Annotated in this window: 16 protein-coding genes, 1 tRNA gene and 2 pseudogenes; 3 read left to right on the top strand and 16 right to left on the bottom strand. The window is 42.3% G+C overall.

Features of this window, described 5'->3' with window-relative positions:
- Positions 1 to 1,470, bottom strand: coding sequence for a TldD/PmbA family protein (locus MAE_RS14550; protein ID WP_012266273.1), 1,470 nt, complete (start codon positions 1,468 to 1,470; stop codon positions 1 to 3).
- 184 nt (positions 1,471 to 1,654) lie between these two features.
- Between MAE_RS14550 and MAE_RS14555 the strand changes: the two genes are divergently transcribed.
- Positions 1,655 to 2,119 (top strand): hypothetical protein, encoded by a 465-nt coding sequence (locus MAE_RS14555; protein ID WP_002757789.1) that lies wholly within the window; start codon positions 1,655 to 1,657, stop codon positions 2,117 to 2,119.
- Between the two features lie 170 nt (positions 2,120 to 2,289).
- Here the strand turns inward: MAE_RS14555 and MAE_RS14560 are convergent, their stop codons facing one another.
- The 3 genes and pseudogenes from MAE_RS14560 to MAE_RS14565 form a co-directional block, all read right to left on the bottom strand.
- Positions 2,290 to 3,585, bottom strand: coding sequence for a DNA cytosine methyltransferase (locus tag MAE_RS14560; protein WP_012266274.1), 1,296 nt, complete (start codon positions 3,583 to 3,585; stop codon positions 2,290 to 2,292).
- Positions 3,586 to 3,628: 43 nt separating this feature from the next.
- Positions 3,629 to 3,766: pseudogene (locus MAE_RS35090) on the bottom strand (PIN domain nuclease); the annotation flags it as partial.
- 496 nt (positions 3,767 to 4,262) lie between these two features.
- Complete coding sequence (locus MAE_RS14565; RefSeq protein WP_002766724.1) at positions 4,263 to 4,484, bottom strand: hypothetical protein; 222 nt, start codon at positions 4,482 to 4,484, stop codon at positions 4,263 to 4,265.
- A gap of 610 nt (positions 4,485 to 5,094) precedes the next feature.
- Here MAE_RS14565 and MAE_RS32305 point away from each other — a divergent pair.
- Entirely contained in the window at positions 5,095 to 6,729 is a 1,635-nt protein-coding gene (locus MAE_RS32305; protein ID WP_050766298.1) for a calcium-binding protein, read from the top strand.
- A 218-nt stretch (positions 6,730 to 6,947) separates the two neighbouring features.
- Here MAE_RS32305 and MAE_RS36475 read toward each other — a convergent pair whose 3' ends face one another.
- Both MAE_RS36475 and MAE_RS14575 read right to left on the bottom strand, forming a co-directional pair.
- A complete protein-coding gene (locus tag MAE_RS36475) occupies positions 6,948 to 7,145 on the bottom strand; it encodes a DUF29 family protein (RefSeq protein WP_422730598.1) in 198 nt (65 codons plus the stop codon).
- Positions 7,146 to 7,161: 16 nt separating this feature from the next.
- Positions 7,162 to 8,484 carry an RNA-guided endonuclease InsQ/TnpB family protein gene (locus MAE_RS14575; RefSeq protein ID WP_012266284.1) on the bottom strand — a complete coding sequence of 441 codons (1,323 nt, stop codon included), beginning with the start codon at positions 8,482 to 8,484 and terminating at the stop codon, positions 7,162 to 7,164.
- Between the two features lie 57 nt (positions 8,485 to 8,541).
- Between MAE_RS14575 and tnpA the strand changes: the two are divergent.
- Positions 8,542 to 8,977 (top strand): annotated as a pseudogene (gene tnpA, locus MAE_RS14580) (IS200/IS605 family transposase).
- A gap of 134 nt (positions 8,978 to 9,111) precedes the next feature.
- On the opposite strand, the gene MAE_RS14585 reads toward tnpA, so the two are convergent.
- The 10 genes from MAE_RS14585 to MAE_RS14625 form a co-directional block, all read right to left on the bottom strand.
- Positions 9,112 to 9,196 (bottom strand) — tRNA-Leu (locus MAE_RS14585).
- Positions 9,175 to 10,062: a M48 family metallopeptidase gene (locus MAE_RS27935; protein ID WP_012266287.1), complete on the bottom strand. Its 888-nt coding sequence runs from the start codon at positions 10,060 to 10,062 to the stop codon at positions 9,175 to 9,177. The genes MAE_RS14585 and MAE_RS27935 overlap by 22 nt, the downstream gene beginning before the upstream one ends.
- A complete protein-coding gene (locus tag MAE_RS14590) occupies positions 10,055 to 10,474 on the bottom strand; it encodes a tetratricopeptide repeat protein (RefSeq protein ID WP_002798146.1) in 420 nt (139 codons plus the stop codon). Before MAE_RS14590 ends, MAE_RS27935 begins: the two co-directional genes overlap by 8 nt.
- 119 nt (positions 10,475 to 10,593) lie before the next feature.
- Positions 10,594 to 11,331, bottom strand: coding sequence for a sulfite exporter TauE/SafE family protein (locus MAE_RS14595; RefSeq protein WP_002782846.1), 738 nt, complete (start codon positions 11,329 to 11,331; stop codon positions 10,594 to 10,596).
- 31 nt (positions 11,332 to 11,362) lie between these two features.
- Positions 11,363 to 12,130 (bottom strand): proteasome-type protease, encoded by a 768-nt coding sequence (locus tag MAE_RS14600; RefSeq protein ID WP_002782847.1) that lies wholly within the window; start codon positions 12,128 to 12,130, stop codon positions 11,363 to 11,365.
- A 233-nt stretch (positions 12,131 to 12,363) separates the two neighbouring features.
- Positions 12,364 to 13,140, bottom strand: a complete 777-nt coding sequence (gene fabG / locus MAE_RS14605; RefSeq protein ID WP_041804783.1) for a 3-oxoacyl-[acyl-carrier-protein] reductase — start codon at positions 13,138 to 13,140, stop codon at positions 12,364 to 12,366.
- A 141-nt stretch (positions 13,141 to 13,281) separates the two neighbouring features.
- Complete coding sequence (locus MAE_RS14610) at positions 13,282 to 14,181, bottom strand: lysophospholipid acyltransferase family protein (protein WP_012266289.1); 900 nt, start codon at positions 14,179 to 14,181, stop codon at positions 13,282 to 13,284.
- A 105-nt stretch (positions 14,182 to 14,286) separates the two neighbouring features.
- Positions 14,287 to 14,772, bottom strand: coding sequence for a DUF29 domain-containing protein (locus MAE_RS14615; RefSeq protein ID WP_012266290.1), 486 nt, complete (start codon positions 14,770 to 14,772; stop codon positions 14,287 to 14,289).
- Between the two features lie 231 nt (positions 14,773 to 15,003).
- On the bottom strand, positions 15,004 to 15,375 hold the full coding sequence (locus MAE_RS14620) for a PIN domain-containing protein (protein ID WP_041804136.1): 372 nt from the start codon (positions 15,373 to 15,375) through the stop codon (positions 15,004 to 15,006).
- Between the two features lie 22 nt (positions 15,376 to 15,397).
- A complete protein-coding gene (locus tag MAE_RS14625; protein WP_012266292.1) occupies positions 15,398 to 15,694 on the bottom strand; it encodes a hypothetical protein in 297 nt (98 codons plus the stop codon).
- Positions 15,695 to 15,961: the final 267 nt, after the last annotated feature.

The following is a 15,961-nucleotide window of genomic DNA, read 5'->3' on the forward strand; positions in this document are numbered from 1 at the left end:
TTAACGACCGCCAACGGTAATAGAATCGACTTTTAAATGGGGTTGACCAACGGTGACATAAACGCTACCACTGACGGAACCGCAAAAACCCGCCGCTAGTCCTAAATCTTGGGAACACATAGAGATTTTATTCATAATCTCCTTGGCTGAACCGATTAAAGTCGCGCCTTTTAGGGGTTTAGTCAGGTTGCCGTTTTCGATAAGATAGGCCTCCTCGACGGCGAAATTAAATTCCCCGGTCGCCCCCACACTACCACCGCCCATTTTTTTGCAATAAATGCCTTTATCGATGGAATTAAAGAGATTATCGAGGGTATATTCCCCAGGTGCGATGTAGGTATTCCGCATCCGACTAGCGGCGGCATAGGTGTAGTTTTGACGGCGACCGCTACCTGTGCGCGGATGGCCGGTTTTAATTGAACCGGTGCGATCGGCAATGAAGTTTTTTAGGATACCATTTTCAATTAGGAGAGTACGCTGGGCCGGCATTCCCTCATCGTCCATATCGATAGTACCGAAAGCTTTATCGGATAATCCTTCGTCCCAAGCCGTCAGGTTTTCGTGGGCGATTTTTTCGCCTTTTTTATCGAGAAAGGGCGTGGTTTTTTGCTCAATTTGCGTAGTTTCTAGCAAATGGCCGCAGGCTTCGTGGAAGATAACGCCGCCAAATTCATTGGCCATAACGATGGGATAACTGCCGGATTCTACATAGTCAGCGTAAAGCATTTTACCCGCCGATTCGGCCACTTCTGCCGCCGATTCCTCGGCATTCCACGTCCGCAGAAAATCGGGATTACTGGTACTACCCACCCGTTTACCAATGCTAGAACGATTAGTCCCATCGGCACAGAGGAGATTATAGCCCACGGATTGGGTGAGGCGAATATCCCGGGCAAAAGTGCCATCACTAGCGGCAACTAAAATTTCTTGCCAATCGCGAAAATAAGCGGCGCGACGAGATTGGACGTGAGAGGCTTTCTGATTGAGTTGAACGTTAGCAGTTAGGAGAATATCACCCATTTCTCGCAAAGAACTGCAATTATTCAGCCAAATATCTTTGTTTTTGACCGTGGCATAATCCCGGAACATTTCCAGATTGATTTCGGGAATATATGCGTTAGGACTGGGTAGGTTTAAACCGAGAATCGATAAACCTTTTTCTAGGGCATTTTTTAAGCCTTGGAAGCTTAAATCGTTGGTACTGACATAACAATCAGCTTTACCGCGAAAAAGGCGGATTCCTGCCCCTGTAGATAGTTTCGGTGAGAGACTGGTGATGGTGTCATCTTCGGCTAAACAACTGATATAGTTGACTCTTTCGAGGAAAAATTCGATAAAAGTTGCCCCGGCAGCCCGTCCCAGTCCCAGAAGAGTGGACAAAGGGGCCGCCCAAGAGCTATCAAAGCGCTCCAGACTAGGATTATATTTCAGGGTGGGGAGTTCTTTGGAGATGAGTAGAGTGGGTGACATAAAGCTGGTTTATCAGTTAATCTGCTGGTTTCTAGTCTAACAGTTCTCAGTTTTTTCCGTCTGGGGATGCGTTAGCGTGGCCCAACCCTGCTAAATTTTTCTCCTTCATATCTCTTAATAAAAACCTTGATTCGATCGCTCATCGCCCGCAAGATTAAATAAAGAGCGACTCAGGATCAAAATAATGGCCACAGCGACACAATTCTTAAACATTTCTGACTTGACAAAAGATGATTATTGTGTATTCGGTTTAGCGATTTGTTTTCTCAAACAGGAGGGAGAATTAGAAAAAGTGGCGGTGTTAGAACCGATTCCCTCGGCGGCCCTAGAGGCAATTGTCAAAGGAATTCCCACTTCCTACGAATTTGCCCGCGCCATGGCTTTAGGAGAGGTATTTCAGGACGATAATCCTCAAATACCCAGTAATTTCCCCGATAATGCCCAATTATGCGAGAATTTTGTCGAAAGGGCGATTGCGGCCACTCGCACCTACAAAAATCAACCCCACCTGCAAGGGTTAATCCCCTTGGGCAGCCAAAAAGACGATTTAAACTTTTCCCTAGAGAAAAAACGCATCTTGAATGCTGTTCATGTGGTGCGGACGGAGGATAACGTCAAACAACATTCTCACACCCATAAGGTTTTGTAATCAAGGTTAGTTCGGATTAGGGAAATTTTGCCCTTTTCCCTGATTCCGAACTCAGGTTATAGCAGTTATCTTAAGGGTGAGGTGTCAAGTTGTGATTTTGAGGAGTCGGTCGTCAGGAGATTATTTTTATTTATTCTCCCCACTTCATAATTGATAATTAGCAGAAATTATTAAGGCAATGCTACACATAAATTTTTGCTGACTGAATAAATATCTTCAAACAAATAATCCCATTGATGTTCTAGGTGTCTAGCAATGTGGTAAGCAAGCAAGGGTGGGACAGCATTACCAATTAGTTTGTAACCATCCGTAGCCGAAAGTGAATATTTTTCATCTCCCTTATTTTGTGGACGCACAAATTGAAAATCATCGGGAAAAGTCTGTATTCTCGCACATTCCCGCACAGTTAAACGTCTCATTTTTAACCCTGCTTCTAACTCATTAACTATCTTTCCCCCTAATTCTAAAGATAATCTCCTAAATTCAATATTACCGTGATGTTCCGAGCGAATAGTCGGACTTAAACCCTGTAAATTAACCTCGATTTGTCCCTGAGTTTTACCATAATGTTTAGCTTTTGAATAGCTTTTTTGTGAGAGGTCAAATAACTCATCTTCCGGTTCTGCTAAACCTGATAATATCTGACCCACTGTACTGTAAGTTTTAAGAGGATATATTGACTCAAACAGATTTAATTGATGCTTAATAACTTTATGGGTTGGACGCGGAAAAATATCATGATTTTCTAGATGTCCTATCGCTGTCGCTTTTAAATAGGTTTTATTTAAACCGATAAAGATAATTCTTTCCCTAGTTTGGGGAATTCCATAATCGGGAGCAAAGAGAAGTTTAGGGATAACTATATATCCATCTTTACCAATGGCACTAAAATCATCTTCAATTATATCTTTAACATTAGCCAAAGAGATTAAACCTTTGACATTTTCAGCAATAAAAACTTTAGGTAAGGTTAATTCAATAACTCTTTTCATCCAATAATAGAGTTTCCCGCGATTGTCCTGAAAACTATCTTCACTCTCGTCTAGCAGTTTCCCCGTGTGACTTTTGTGAGAATTAAACCCCTTTCTTTTTCCTGAAACACTAAAATCTTGACAGGGAAAACCTCCCGTTACTACATCGATATTACTGGGAAACTGAAACTCTCCTTTTTCTGCTTGTTTGACTAAATCTACAATACTCCCCAAGTGAAATACATTCTTTTTACCCCTTTTTTCAAAGTAGGGAATCCAAGCATTATGAGCAGCTTTAGTTATATCATTAGCAAAGACAGTTTCAAAAGTAGTGCGCGGTAGTTTTAGCCATGGTTCCCGTCTTTCTACTATCCAATCTCGATGAATATTTTCATTAACACAGTCTTGGTGTACCCAAAAACCTCCCTCTAATCCTAAGTCCATTCCCCCGCAGCCAGAAAATAGGGATAAAACTCGCTTTTGTTGCCTATTCATCACTATTGATTAAATGAGTAATTTAATAATATCACACTGATAATCAACTCGATCGAAAGGGATTAATTAAAGTTAGTTGATTGGATATTATTAATCCATCCTGCATATCTTCAGAGTAAAGAATATTAGCCTCGGATGCTAAGGCACTAGCTACAATTAAACTATCCCAAAAAGAAAAACTGGGTTCTTCGGTTGGTGCTATGCGATGGACGGAGTTATAAGGGATGAAACCTTTATAGAGAAGGACATTGATGCGATTTTTGTCAATTGTTTTCGATCTAGAACGAACTAATCAATAGAACTCTTGCCAGATAAGGATTTAGTCGATTTATGCCACCCTATTGAACCATACCAAGTAACGAAGAACCAAAAACTGTATTGAGTGCGGAGTTCAGAGGCTCTTAAAATAATATTGCGATCAAGTTGAATAACAACACATCCATCGTAAAATTCTTGGATAATTTGTCTAATTTGAATTTCACTTATTTTAGCTTTTTTGGATAAAACAGCGCAAACTTCATTAATAATTTGCGTACTGATTAAGATATTTTACCTGCTAGTTAAAGCGGTCGCTAGATTGTGTTTTCGCATTTCTTCAGCATCGTTACACTCTGGGTCTATTAAAAGACGGTATAGCCAGATGTTAGAATCACAAAAATAAAGAGAATTGGTCATAATTATAGCTGATGAATTTCTTCCCGATTTAATTGACGAATACCTTTAACAGCAACGGGATTTTGAGTTAATTGGGCAATGATTCCAGTGGTTGATATTTTTTTATTTTGTTTGATCACAATAACTTGAACTTCGCTGTCTTCCCTCAAGTCCTGTTGGTATTCTTCGGGAATTTCGATAATACCTTGTTTGATTTTGGCTTTAAATTCCACTGCATTTAACATATTGTTGCTCTCGATCGACTGTCTATTAAGATTAATTATAGCCCTCTTTATGGGAGTGCCTCTAATACCAAGAGTGGGAAGTGGGAAGTATGGCTGTACCGTTGACTGTATCTAGAGTAGTTTATTGGTTTTACATTGCTTTAGCTCAAGCTCTGTAAGACTTTTAGCCATAGCTACTATATTTATAGGGGGGAAGTTCAGAAATAAGGCAAATTCGTCAATCAGAATATTTTCATGGGTGGCGATAATCTGTTTAACCCGAACTCAGGCAATGTTAAGATTTATTTTGCTAACTACTTTTTGGCTATTCTTTGCTGTACAATCCCGGTATTGGTCTGCCATCTAATAGACAAGGTTCTCTCCACTCTTGCCTGTTGTGTGAGTTGTTCCCTGTCATAATCTAGATGTTTCCATCTCTAGGGCTGGGTGGAGAGGCGGTAATGAGTCCTCAATTCTTTATCTTTAATCAGTCGCAAGATTAAGGTAAAGTGACCTTGAGCCAATTTTATTTTTTTATTGTTCCCTAGCTTTCGTTCCCCTGAAATACAGTTAGCTCGCACAATCCAAGCGAGTTAATTGGTCTAGTTGTACTTAGGAGACAAGAAAGACAATGGTTAACCCGATTTTTTCCGATATATTTGACGGCAATCTCCTCGACAATAACACAACTAACGGTTTTGACTCCGATGATCTTATCGTTCTTGATAACGGTAATGACACTTCTAACGGTGGTGCTGGCAATGATTTAATCTATGGTAATGGGGGCAAGGACACCCTAGTGGGAGGCGCGGGGATAGATACCCTCAACGGCGGTGACGGTAATGATGTCATCACCTCCGATGGCGACGGGGGAACCTATCGGGGCAATGGAGGTAACGACACCCTCTTTTCGGGACTTGGCCCCGAAACTATGGACGGTGGTGCCGGCACCGATACCATTGACCACACCGCCTGGGGTGGTAACTACGTGTTCAATATGGCCACCGGGTTAACCGACTTTGGCAGTGAAAGCTATATCAACTTTGAAAACGCCAATATGGGTGCCGGTAACGACTCGGTAACGGGTAATGCCTCCGCCAACCTGATTAACGGCGGCGCTGGCAACGACATCCTCAATGGCGATGCTGGCAACGACACCCTAGTGGGAGGCGCGGGGATAGATACCCTCAACGGTGGTGACGGTAATGATGTCATCACCTCCGATGGCGACGGCGGAACCTATCGGGGCGATGGGGGTAACGACACCCTCTTTTCGGGACTTGGCCCCGAAACTATGGACGGTGGTGACGGCACCGATACCATTGACCACACCGCCTGGGGTGGTAACTACGTGTTCAATATGGCCACCGGGTTAACCGACTTTGGCAGTGAAAGCTATATCAACTTTGAAAACGCCAATATGGGTGCCGGTAACGACTCGGTAACGGGTAATGCCTCCGCCAACTTAATCAACGGCGGTGCTGGCAACGACACCCTAGTGGGAGGCGCGGGGATAGATACCCTCAACGGCGGTGACGGTAATGATGTCATCACCTCCGATGGCGACGGGGGAACCTATCGGGGCAATGGAGGTAACGACACCCTCTTTTCGGGACTTGGCCCCGAAACTATGGACGGTGGTGCCGGCACCGATACCATTGACCACACCGCCTGGGGTGGTAACTACGTGTTCAATATGGCCACCGGGTTAACCGACTTTGGCAGTGAAAGCTATATCAACTTTGAAAACGCCAATATGGGTGCCGGTAACGACTCGGTAACGGGTAATGCCTCCGCCAACTTAATCAACGGCGGTGCTGGCAACGACACCATCAATGGCGGTCTTGGCAACGACACCCTCGATGGTGGCTTTGGTGAGGATTCTCTCACTGGTGGTGCTGGAAACGATTTCTTCAGGCTCGACAACATAGCGAACCGTGATCTAATCGCCGGCTTCTCTGTACCCGCTGACAAGATCATTCTGGCGGACAGTCTTGACAGCATCTTGGTCATTTCTCCGGGGATCACGGGTCTGAGCTTTGTTGGTGGTAATGTGCCTGGAAATGTCCTTAGCGTTGGCTTGTTATTCAAGGGAGCCGGGTTCACCGGGGGAGCATTGGGAAACCTCTCCGGCATCTACGTCAATACCATCAACGGCGACATCTGGTATAACAATTCCACCGCCGCCGGCAGTTACCTAATTGCCAATGTTGGGGCTGGTGCCGCAGCTGGCATGACTAATGCTAACTTCGTTTACGGGTTGTAAGTCTCAGCTAGGCATCACAGTAGAACTATGCCATATCCCCCGCTAACGGCGGGGGTTTTTTGTCGGACACCCATCATTCAGTCACTAAAAACCCCAACTTTAATAGCGATATTAATCCTTTCAAAAACAGCATTATTTTTGAGTATGTATTAACCAGGGAACCAATCTTCATCAAGAATTTTCTCAATTGTCCAAGGACAGTCAACTGGTAAAGTTAATCAACTTTTGCGGCTCGCTTTTCCCAGTGCTTTTTGATAACAATAACCAAACCGTTCTAAGGCATGATTGTAGATTACCTGAGAGCGAAACAGCAAGCTTAATTCCAATCTGAAATTATCTATCTCGTCTTTCCAGTGGGGTAGGTAGTAAGGATGCTTCCAGTAGGCGTAAAATCTACTCCTCGGCGTGAGATTAATTTGACATCTCCCCGCTTTAAAAAGACGGGGATTCTAATCGGTGAATAGAAGCGGGTTGAAACCGCGCTTCTATTCGATTACGATATATTTTAGAAAGGCTATCCAATTTATATCGTTGTGGCACTGTCAAAGATGCCCTACCCACCTTATCTAGAGAAACCCCTAGCTGTGTGGCTACTTTTTTAATGATATTGGCCGCACCGTTGCAATCAGCATTAATTAATTGACCACTAAAAGCTTTAAACAAACCTCTTTTAATTCTTTTACCTGATGACTGCCACCCTTCGGGTTTCTCACCGAATTTAGGTAGCGAATCACCATCTAAAAAAGAAGCCTTTGAGGTGTAGCTTTCCTCAGTCTCAACGAATTTAATCCCGTACTTTTCACACAATTGACAAATGCGATTTTTAAGCTTCGCTGTGGGAATACTAACAAATTCCTGATTAACTTTCTTTCCTAACTCAATCGAGTCTTTTTGTCGCTGATTCCCTCCAAAAACGACAGTATAAATGTCATTGCCGAGACACCAATTGATAATAAAACGAGCAGCTTTATTGGTAGCGTCTCTCATCTGTCGGTTACGCCTTTCGGTTATTTTAGCTAATTCATCATCCCAGTAACCCGGCGGCTTACCAGTCTTAATTTGAGCAACTCGCTTGTTATACCATTGATTTTGAGACTTAGCCTTTTTTCCGTCAAAGATAAAAGACTTTCCCGTGTTAGAAACGCAGGTTAACCAGTTACCCAATCCGTGATCTATTCCTAGTACATTGTTATTAGGCTTAACTTTCTCTTGATCGGGTTGCTTATAAACACACTCAAGATAAAAACTAAGATTTCTAGGAACGATCCGAAACTCTTTAATGTCTTCAAACCTCAAATTAGACGGCATTGGCAGATAAAAACTATCAATCCCGAACCAAGCTTTTACCTGATCCCCCAACGAAAACCTTAACCCTTTTTCGGTTAACTTCACATATCTTGCCGTATAGGTTACTACTGCCATCCCCCCTTTCTTTCGATATTTAGGTGGTCTAGGCTTATTAGGTAATTGCCCTTTATTCCAGAGACCTAAAAGCCCTTTATAGGAAGAAAAAGATTCAGCAACATCATGTAGCAATTGTTGAGCGCAACATGACCGCATGGCTCGAAAATGAGGGTTATTTTTCAACTGAGAATCAAGGTCATATTTACCGATATATCGCCCTGCCTTAAAAAGCATTTGCCGACAATAATAAATACCACAATTAGCCAGCTTGTTAGCTTCTTCACAGACAAACTCTAAGACAGCCCTTATCTCGCTGTCTGTATGGATGAGAACTTCTTGAACTCCGTACATCTTGACTTACCTCCTGTATAGAGGATATGTTGGAAATACACTATTTGTCAAGGGTAGATGGAAGATTATAGAAGAAATCCTCATTCGGTAACACTACTTAACTATCACTTTGTCTGGTGTCCAAAACGGAGAAAAGCGGTATTAAAAGGGGACATTAAGTTAAGAGCGCAGTCGATTATTTTTGACCTGTGCAAAGAAAATAACTGGAGGTTGGTCGCAACGCGCTCGCTACGCGAGAACGCGCTCGCTACGCGAGAACGCATTAGAAATAATGCCAGATCATATTCATTTATTTTTGGAATCAGACCCTAGTTATTCCCCGACCACAATAATTAAAAGAATCAAAGGGAGACTATCTCATCACTTAAGAAAAGAATTTCCAGAATTGTTAAAACTACCCACTCTGTGGACTCCTAGCTATTTCTGCTCAACTGCTGGCAACGCTTCTACGGAAACTATTAAAAAATACATTGAGAATCAAACTAATAAATGATACAGGGGGATAAATCCCCTTGTTCGCTCGACTACCATCCGTTAAAACGGATGGCTAACCCTCGCTCACGATTTCTCTGGTTTAGTCGGATGGAAGCATCAACACCATAATAGCCAGAAATCACTGTAATTTGATGGGCGGAGTCGGACTCGAACCGACATGAGGGGCTGCCTCGCCACATTTTGAGTGTGGTGCGTCTACCAATTTCGCCATTCGCCCTTGGCATTAGCTTTATCATTATAACCCATTTTTGGACTCTTTAACAAATTGTGATAATCGGGGGAACTGGCCCAACGATCGATTTCTCGCGCACGCAGGACGGGGAGGGGATGGGTTAACTGTTGGGTTTGCAAACCCTTTAACATTTCGCCCATTTCCGAGGCGCTGACGGCATCGTAGGACTTGGCCTGATCGATAAAAGCCTCTAAATTTAATAAAGGTGCGAGACTGGGGGAACCTCCGGCTAACTTCATTAACACCGACATGACGATTTTTGGGTCTTGAACTGCCAATAAAGCCGCTCGATCGCAGCTAAACTCGGCGCAGCGCACCCATGCTAACATTCTCTCCTGTAGGGATCGTGCTAACATTGTCCCCCAATTGGGCAGTAATCCCGCCGCTAGGACCATAATATTGGCTAAAGTCAGATAAACGCCGTGTTCACATTTGAGATGTCCTAATTCGTGGGCGATTACCGCTTGAATTTCTGCGGGAGTCAGCATTTCAATTAGGGAAGTGTGCATCACCATAAACGGTTTTTTGCCGCGCATGGCGAAGGTATAGGCGTTAGGAACGGGGTTTTGTTGAATGTATAATTGAGGTGGTTCTAAGTCGAGAATTCGGCAAGCTTCTAGGAGTAGATTATGCAGGTCGGGTAATTGTTTTTCTCCCACCAAAACACTAGCAGCAATATTATTTAAGTAAAAGAATTCCTCAGCGACGGAACCTAATAAACTTCTCACGGCTATATCTAACCCAGGCAATTGTTTAAGGGAATTAGTTGCCTCTAGGTCGATGGGATGCCGAAAATCATTGGCTTTTAAGCCGAGTAATAACTGTTTTGATAATGCCATATTCTTATTCATTTAACCAAGCTTTGATGCGTTCTAAACTTTTCCAATCGGGTTTTCTAGCCAAACCATCGGCGATATTTTCATCCACTTCTTGGCGAACTTCTTTGTTTAAACTAACTAATTGTTGCACCAGTTCGATATGTTCTCTGACTCCGGCGGTTTTGGTTTCTAACATAGCCAAAACCAAATTGATCCGGTTTTGCGGGGAAACTTTATCGAGTTTTACGGCTTTTTGGGCGGCTTTTAGGGCTAATTCCGGTTTATCGGTGAGCATATATAACCAAGCCAAACAAGACCAAACGGCGGCATTTTTCGGAGTGCGATCGCTTAATTGTTTAAATTCCGGCAATAAACTGGCGGCGCTTTCTCCCTGTTGGTAGCGTTCTAAACCTTGTTCGAGGGTAAAATTGGCGGTTTCTGTCATTTTCAGCTAGGGGGTTAATCAAGGAGCAAATTTAACGGTTATCGCTGTATTACACGGGGTTAATACAATTCACCTTTATCTAGTATTCTAGCAAAATTTGTCCCCTTGTCAGCAAAATTTTAAAAGACGATGCCGCGTTCTCGCCAGATCATCAATAGGCCACTCATCGAAACGAATAACATCACTGCTTGTTTAAATTGTTGGGGACTCATTTTTTCTAAAACTTTTTGTCCTAACCAATTGCCCGGCCAGGCCGCTAATCCTAATAATAAACCGTAACCGAGAAAGGGCAGATGTAAAACTCCAAAGGCTGCGTAGGCGATTAATTTGGCCACATGAACTACTACCATGTGAACGGATTTCGTTGCCACCATTGGTTCTTTAACTAGCCCATAGTTGATATAAAACAGGTTCATCATCGGGCCGGTACTACCGACTAATCCTGAGAGGAAAGCGTAGATAAATCCCGAGGGCATAAAATACCAAGTTTTAATCTCAAAAAAAGGATTTTCTTCTTGGGGAAATAATTGTTTAAGCGAGGAGAAAACCAGAAAAATTCCCAAAACTAGCGGCAACCATTTGAATTGTAAATGGGCAAAGACAAAAGCGCCGAGGGTAGATCCCATAATTGCCCCGGGTAAATACCACACCGTCGAGGGCCAGTCAATGGCGCGCCAATACATTCCCATGCGTTGGACGTTACCGAGTAGCATCCCCGTGGTTAAAACCGGAGGAATGACGGCAGCATCGAGAAACCAACCTAAAACGGGGAGTAGAATCAGGGGGCTGCCCCCACCAGCAAGGGTGCTAAAAAACCAAGCTAGACTACCTGCCAACATCAAGGTAACAATGATCATCGAATTGTCAAGTTAAGTTAAAAAGAGTTACTTAATCTATTATGATATCTTCTTTGGGATCTTCATCGGTATAATGCCATTCCACATTGGGCATAGCCTCGAAAGCTTGCCGGACGTAATCTTCCCAGAGTTTCCGCATTTTGGCTAGGTAGGGGTCTCCTAGGCGCAATTGTAACTTATGACGTAGGCTTAGGCTATTAGCTTCATACATACTCAAATAGATAGGCGGTCCGACAGAAATATTCGATTTCATGGTCGAATCGATGGAAAGTAAGGCACATTTAGCCATTTCCTCTAGGGGTGTATCATAGGTAATAGTGCGATCGAGAATCGGTTTACCGTATTTAGTTTCACCTATCTGTAAAAAGGGCGTTTCTTTGGTGGCTTGAATATGATTTCCCTGGGGATAAATCAGGAATAATTGCGGCTCTTCTCCTTTAATTTGTCCCCCAAGAATAAACTTACATTTAAAATCAATATTATCTTTTTCTAGCCAAGTTCTTTCCCTAGCTTGTACTTGACGACTTTTATCACCGATATAGTGGGCGATATCGTAGAGATGAGTCAGAGAATGGAGATTTTTATCCTCTTGATTGTGCAGATCTCTTTTTAGTTCGTGAATCACTCCTTGGCTAATCGATAAATTCCCCGATGTACAGACCATAATTACTCTTTCTCCCGATACCGAAAAGTCAAATAATTTCCGATAGGCCGAGATATAATCGACTCCCGCATTCGTGCGAGAATCCGCCCCCATAACAATGCCAAAACGATTGATAATTCCTAAACAGTAAGTCATTTTCAGTAATCAGTAAACAGTAATCAGTGAACAGTAATCAGTGAACAGTAATCAGTGAACAGTAATCAGTAAACAGTAAACAGTAAACAGTAATTAGTGAAGAGTGAAGAGTGAAGACTGAGCGGTGAATAATATCATTTAAAGCTTAAAACTTAAAACTTTAATCTGATAACTAATCACTGATAACTAATCACTGATGACTGATAACTGATAACTGATAACTGATAACTGAATTAAGCCATAACCATGCCACCATCGACGTTAAAGACTTGACCACTGATATAAATAGCGGCGGGATCGGCGGCTAAAAAACGCACCATTCCGGCGACTTCTTCCGGTTTTCCGTAACGGGAGAGGGGGATATATTTGAGAATTTCATCTGCTTTGAGGTCATGAGTCATATCGGTTTCAATAAAGCCGGGGGCCACGGCATTAACAGTGATGCCTCGACTGGCAAATTCTTTGGCTAAAGTTTTCGTTAAACCGATAACACCAGCTTTAGCGGCGCTGTAATTAGATTGACCCGGATTACCCATCAAACCGGATACAGAAGTGATGTTAATTATGCGGCCGCTTTTCTGTTTTAACATCAATTTACTGACGGCGCGAGTGCAGAGAAAAACTCCGGTTAAATTGAGATCGATGACCGCTTGCCAGTCTTCTAATTTCATTCTTAACATCAGGGTATCCCGGGTAATACCGGCATTATTAACTAAGACATCAATATGACCGAATTTTTCCTTGGTACTGTCCACTAAATTATCCACTTCTTCGCTTTTAGCCACATCTGCTTGTAGAGCTATTGCCTTTCCCCCGGCCGCGGTAATTTCTTCGACAACGGCATCGGCAGCACTGCTAGATTTAGCATAGTTCACCACTACAGTAGCACCCTGGCTGGCTAATTCCAAGGCGATCGCTTTACCGATCCCTCGCGAGGCCCCAGTTACTATGGCTACTTTGTCTTGTAAATGCTGGCATTCTGCGGGTAATAGTTTCATAATTTTCTGCATTCCCCAAATAATCGTCAAATCTCAAGAGAAAACTTTGTACTGATAACTTTGCTCAAAACACTTCATTATCTCACAAGCGGGCCAATCTGACCGCAGCAATCCTCAAGCGCAATCGCTCTGTCCCCACTTTCCTCTATAGTATCAGGGAGAATTGGCTGCCACTAATTGATCGAGTTGCTGCTGCATCAAATAACAGACTTTCTCATAACATTCGCGTACATAACGGCGGTCCCGGGCTGCTTTTTTGCCGTAACGTTCAAAAATAATTGGGGGACAAACCCGCGTCTGTATCGGTACGGGTAAGGGAATATTCGGCAAGGGACCGATAGCTAGTCCCCAGGGTAAACCGAAATAGATGGGACAGGTACCGGGGTCAATACCGAAAGGCCAAGGCATACCCTGTTTATGCAATTCTTTTAATTGAGGATAAATATCGTCGAGGACAAACAGAGTCGAGTGAGCGCCGTGGGAAATGGCGGGAATAATCGGCACTTCGTACTGTAAAGCTAGTTTAACAAAAGCTTGATTACCGGCAAAATAAATTTTATTTCTTAAACTGTGGGGACGGAAAACATCGGTAGCACCTCCCGGATAAATGAGGACACTAGCGCCACTATTTAAAGCAGCGATCGCCATTTTCGGATGAGCATGAATGGCCCCCATTTGGGCCACTAGATGCGCTTGGGATGGAAAAACTTGCCAGACTCGCGAATCCATCAAACCATAGACTAAGCGATCGCTGCCAAAGCGTTGAAACCAATCATACATCATCATAAACATATCGGGAGCCGCTAAACCGCCGTTATGGGAGCCGATGAATAATACTTGTCCTGAGGGGGGAATATTTTCCCAACCATCGGTTTTGACGCGAAAATAATGGTGATAAAACCAATCCAGAAGGGGGACAAATTTTTCGATCACTTGCGGATCGCGATCCTCTAATGACCAACCGGTGAGGGTATCAACAGGGGCCTTGGCTGCTTGTAGGGATAATTCGGCAAAAGTCGCCGTAGATGAGACAAAAGAGCTAAAAATCTGCATTGATGCCCAGTGGATAATTTAAGCGCATCTTATTATCGCAAATTTCGGTTAAAAAACCCATCGTTTTAGAACGGCTTTCCTCGATAATTCTATCATTTTTAATGTCTAATCTTCACAGTTGAACCAATTTTTATCTAATAGTTGCTCTAAACTGTAAGGACATTCTGAGGGAAAATCGCCAGAAAAACCAGTTTTTTGTTGAACATAATCGAAAGCATCCTGATAGATTATCGGTAATTCCTCAGCCAAATAATTCTGTAAATTCGTCGTTAAACATTTTCTTAATTGCGTGCGAAAACTGATAATTTCCGCTCGCCAATGATTCCCTTTTATTTCTGCTTCTGTTGTCCAATATTGTAAAAGTAATAAATGCCTGATCACTTGTTCAAGTAAGCTACTGACTCGGTTTTTATCTCTTTTACTCAAGCTTTCTAATTCCTCAATTAAATGGATTACATCTAATTCATCTAAGCGATTTTCCTTGAGGATTTTTATTGTTTCCTCTAACCAAAGATGTTGATCAATTTCGTAAAGTAGGGGCAGGGTTTCTCCTCCCTCTACTTGCCAGGAATTCTGATTTAAAGTTTTCATTGGGTTGTTGGCGGTTTTTAATAGGAAATAAGCTCCCTAATATATATTAAGCCACTTTCTCCTAATTTTGATAGTGAGAGGGAAAAATCACCGCCCATCTTTACAGTGCGATGCCGAAGGCACTGCGTAGCAGTACGCCGATCTTGTAGGGTGCGTTACACTATGTTAACGCCCCCCTTTACTGACTCAAGCTGTTAAAATATGTCGGATGAATTAAAGATTGGGTTTAATTTATAACTCTACCCAATTCTCTAAACTTAATCCTTCAACCCTCAATAAATCACCGTCATTAGAAACAACAATTAAACTTTTAACTATAGCAGTAGCAGCAATTAAAATATCTTCTGTTTGTATGGGTAATCCTCTTAATCTAAGATCAGCATGAATTTCGGCTGCTTTTTCTAAAATAGCTAAATCATCTAATAAAATAATTTGATAATCCTGAGAAAGTTTGTTAAATCTTTCTCTTTGTTTAGGTGCAGCAACTGCCAACAATCCCCTCTTAATTTCAAAATAAGTAATGCAACTGATAAAGATACTTTTTCTTTGAGCTTTGACATCTTCAATTTTTTGATAAACTTTAAGATCACGCTTAATTAGTATCTAGCGAATAACTGATAATTACCTATTTACGCTTAATTGCTTCATCGAAAATAACCATTTGTTCAGGAGTAAAATCGCCGCCAATTTTTGACAGGATTTCTGTGGACATAATAAAGCTACAATGCTCTTTCAGTTCTGCCTCTGACATAGTGTTAAATTCCTCAAAAGGTAAATTTTTTTCAAATAATTCAACCAAATGTTTCACTATTTCTGAATAATTAAGTTCCTCTTTAAAGAAAGGACGGTCTTCCATTAAAATAGAAACAACTTGCTCAATTCTCTTAATCATCGATTTTTGTCTGACATCAGTTGATAACATATTTATGCCGCCAGTAAATTTTCAATAATATTTATCAACTGCCAATATATCAAGTTTCTCGTGGTTATGCAACATCGTGAGTTCGATCTCGAAGAGAAGAAAGCGGCGTAACGGTGTCTTGAGTGGGATGTATCACCATTCTCATCGGATGGTGATTTCTGCGATGTCGAACCTGTTTGGGGTGAAGATGTCTTTATGGTTAAAAGATCGCAAGGGACGCACCTTGTCGGACGAGGACATATTACACTATCCTTATGATAGTAGTAA

Source organism: Microcystis aeruginosa NIES-843 (genome assembly GCF_000010625.1).
Classification (GTDB): Bacteria; Cyanobacteriota; Cyanobacteriia; order Cyanobacteriales; family Microcystaceae; genus Microcystis; species Microcystis aeruginosa.

Excerpts from the sequence above, each read along its gene's own strand:
- MAE_RS14550 (WP_012266273.1), bottom strand. The coding sequence starts at position 1,470 with ATGTCACCCACTCTACTCATCTCCAAAGAACTCCCCACCCTGAAATAT.
- MAE_RS14555 (WP_002757789.1), top strand. The coding sequence starts at position 1,655 with ATGGCCACAGCGACACAATTCTTAAACATTTCTGACTTGACAAAAGAT.
- MAE_RS14560 (WP_012266274.1), bottom strand. The coding sequence starts at position 3,585 with ATGAATAGGCAACAAAAGCGAGTTTTATCCCTATTTTCTGGCTGCGGG.
- MAE_RS14565 (WP_002766724.1), bottom strand. The coding sequence starts at position 4,484 with ATGTTAAATGCAGTGGAATTTAAAGCCAAAATCAAACAAGGTATTATC.
- MAE_RS32305 (WP_050766298.1), top strand. The coding sequence starts at position 5,095 with ATGGTTAACCCGATTTTTTCCGATATATTTGACGGCAATCTCCTCGAC.
- MAE_RS14575 (WP_012266284.1), bottom strand. The coding sequence starts at position 8,484 with ATGTACGGAGTTCAAGAAGTTCTCATCCATACAGACAGCGAGATAAGG.
- MAE_RS27935 (WP_012266287.1), bottom strand. The coding sequence starts at position 10,062 with ATGAATAAGAATATGGCATTATCAAAACAGTTATTACTCGGCTTAAAA.
- MAE_RS14590 (WP_002798146.1), bottom strand. The coding sequence starts at position 10,474 with ATGACAGAAACCGCCAATTTTACCCTCGAACAAGGTTTAGAACGCTAC.
- MAE_RS14595 (WP_002782846.1), bottom strand. The coding sequence starts at position 11,331 with ATGATCATTGTTACCTTGATGTTGGCAGGTAGTCTAGCTTGGTTTTTT.
- MAE_RS14600 (WP_002782847.1), bottom strand. The coding sequence starts at position 12,130 with ATGACTTACTGTTTAGGAATTATCAATCGTTTTGGCATTGTTATGGGG.
- fabG (WP_041804783.1), bottom strand. The coding sequence starts at position 13,140 with ATGCAGAAAATTATGAAACTATTACCCGCAGAATGCCAGCATTTACAA.
- MAE_RS14610 (WP_012266289.1), bottom strand. The coding sequence starts at position 14,181 with ATGCAGATTTTTAGCTCTTTTGTCTCATCTACGGCGACTTTTGCCGAA.
- MAE_RS14615 (WP_012266290.1), bottom strand. The coding sequence starts at position 14,772 with ATGAAAACTTTAAATCAGAATTCCTGGCAAGTAGAGGGAGGAGAAACC.
- MAE_RS14625 (WP_012266292.1), bottom strand. The coding sequence starts at position 15,694 with ATGTTATCAACTGATGTCAGACAAAAATCGATGATTAAGAGAATTGAG.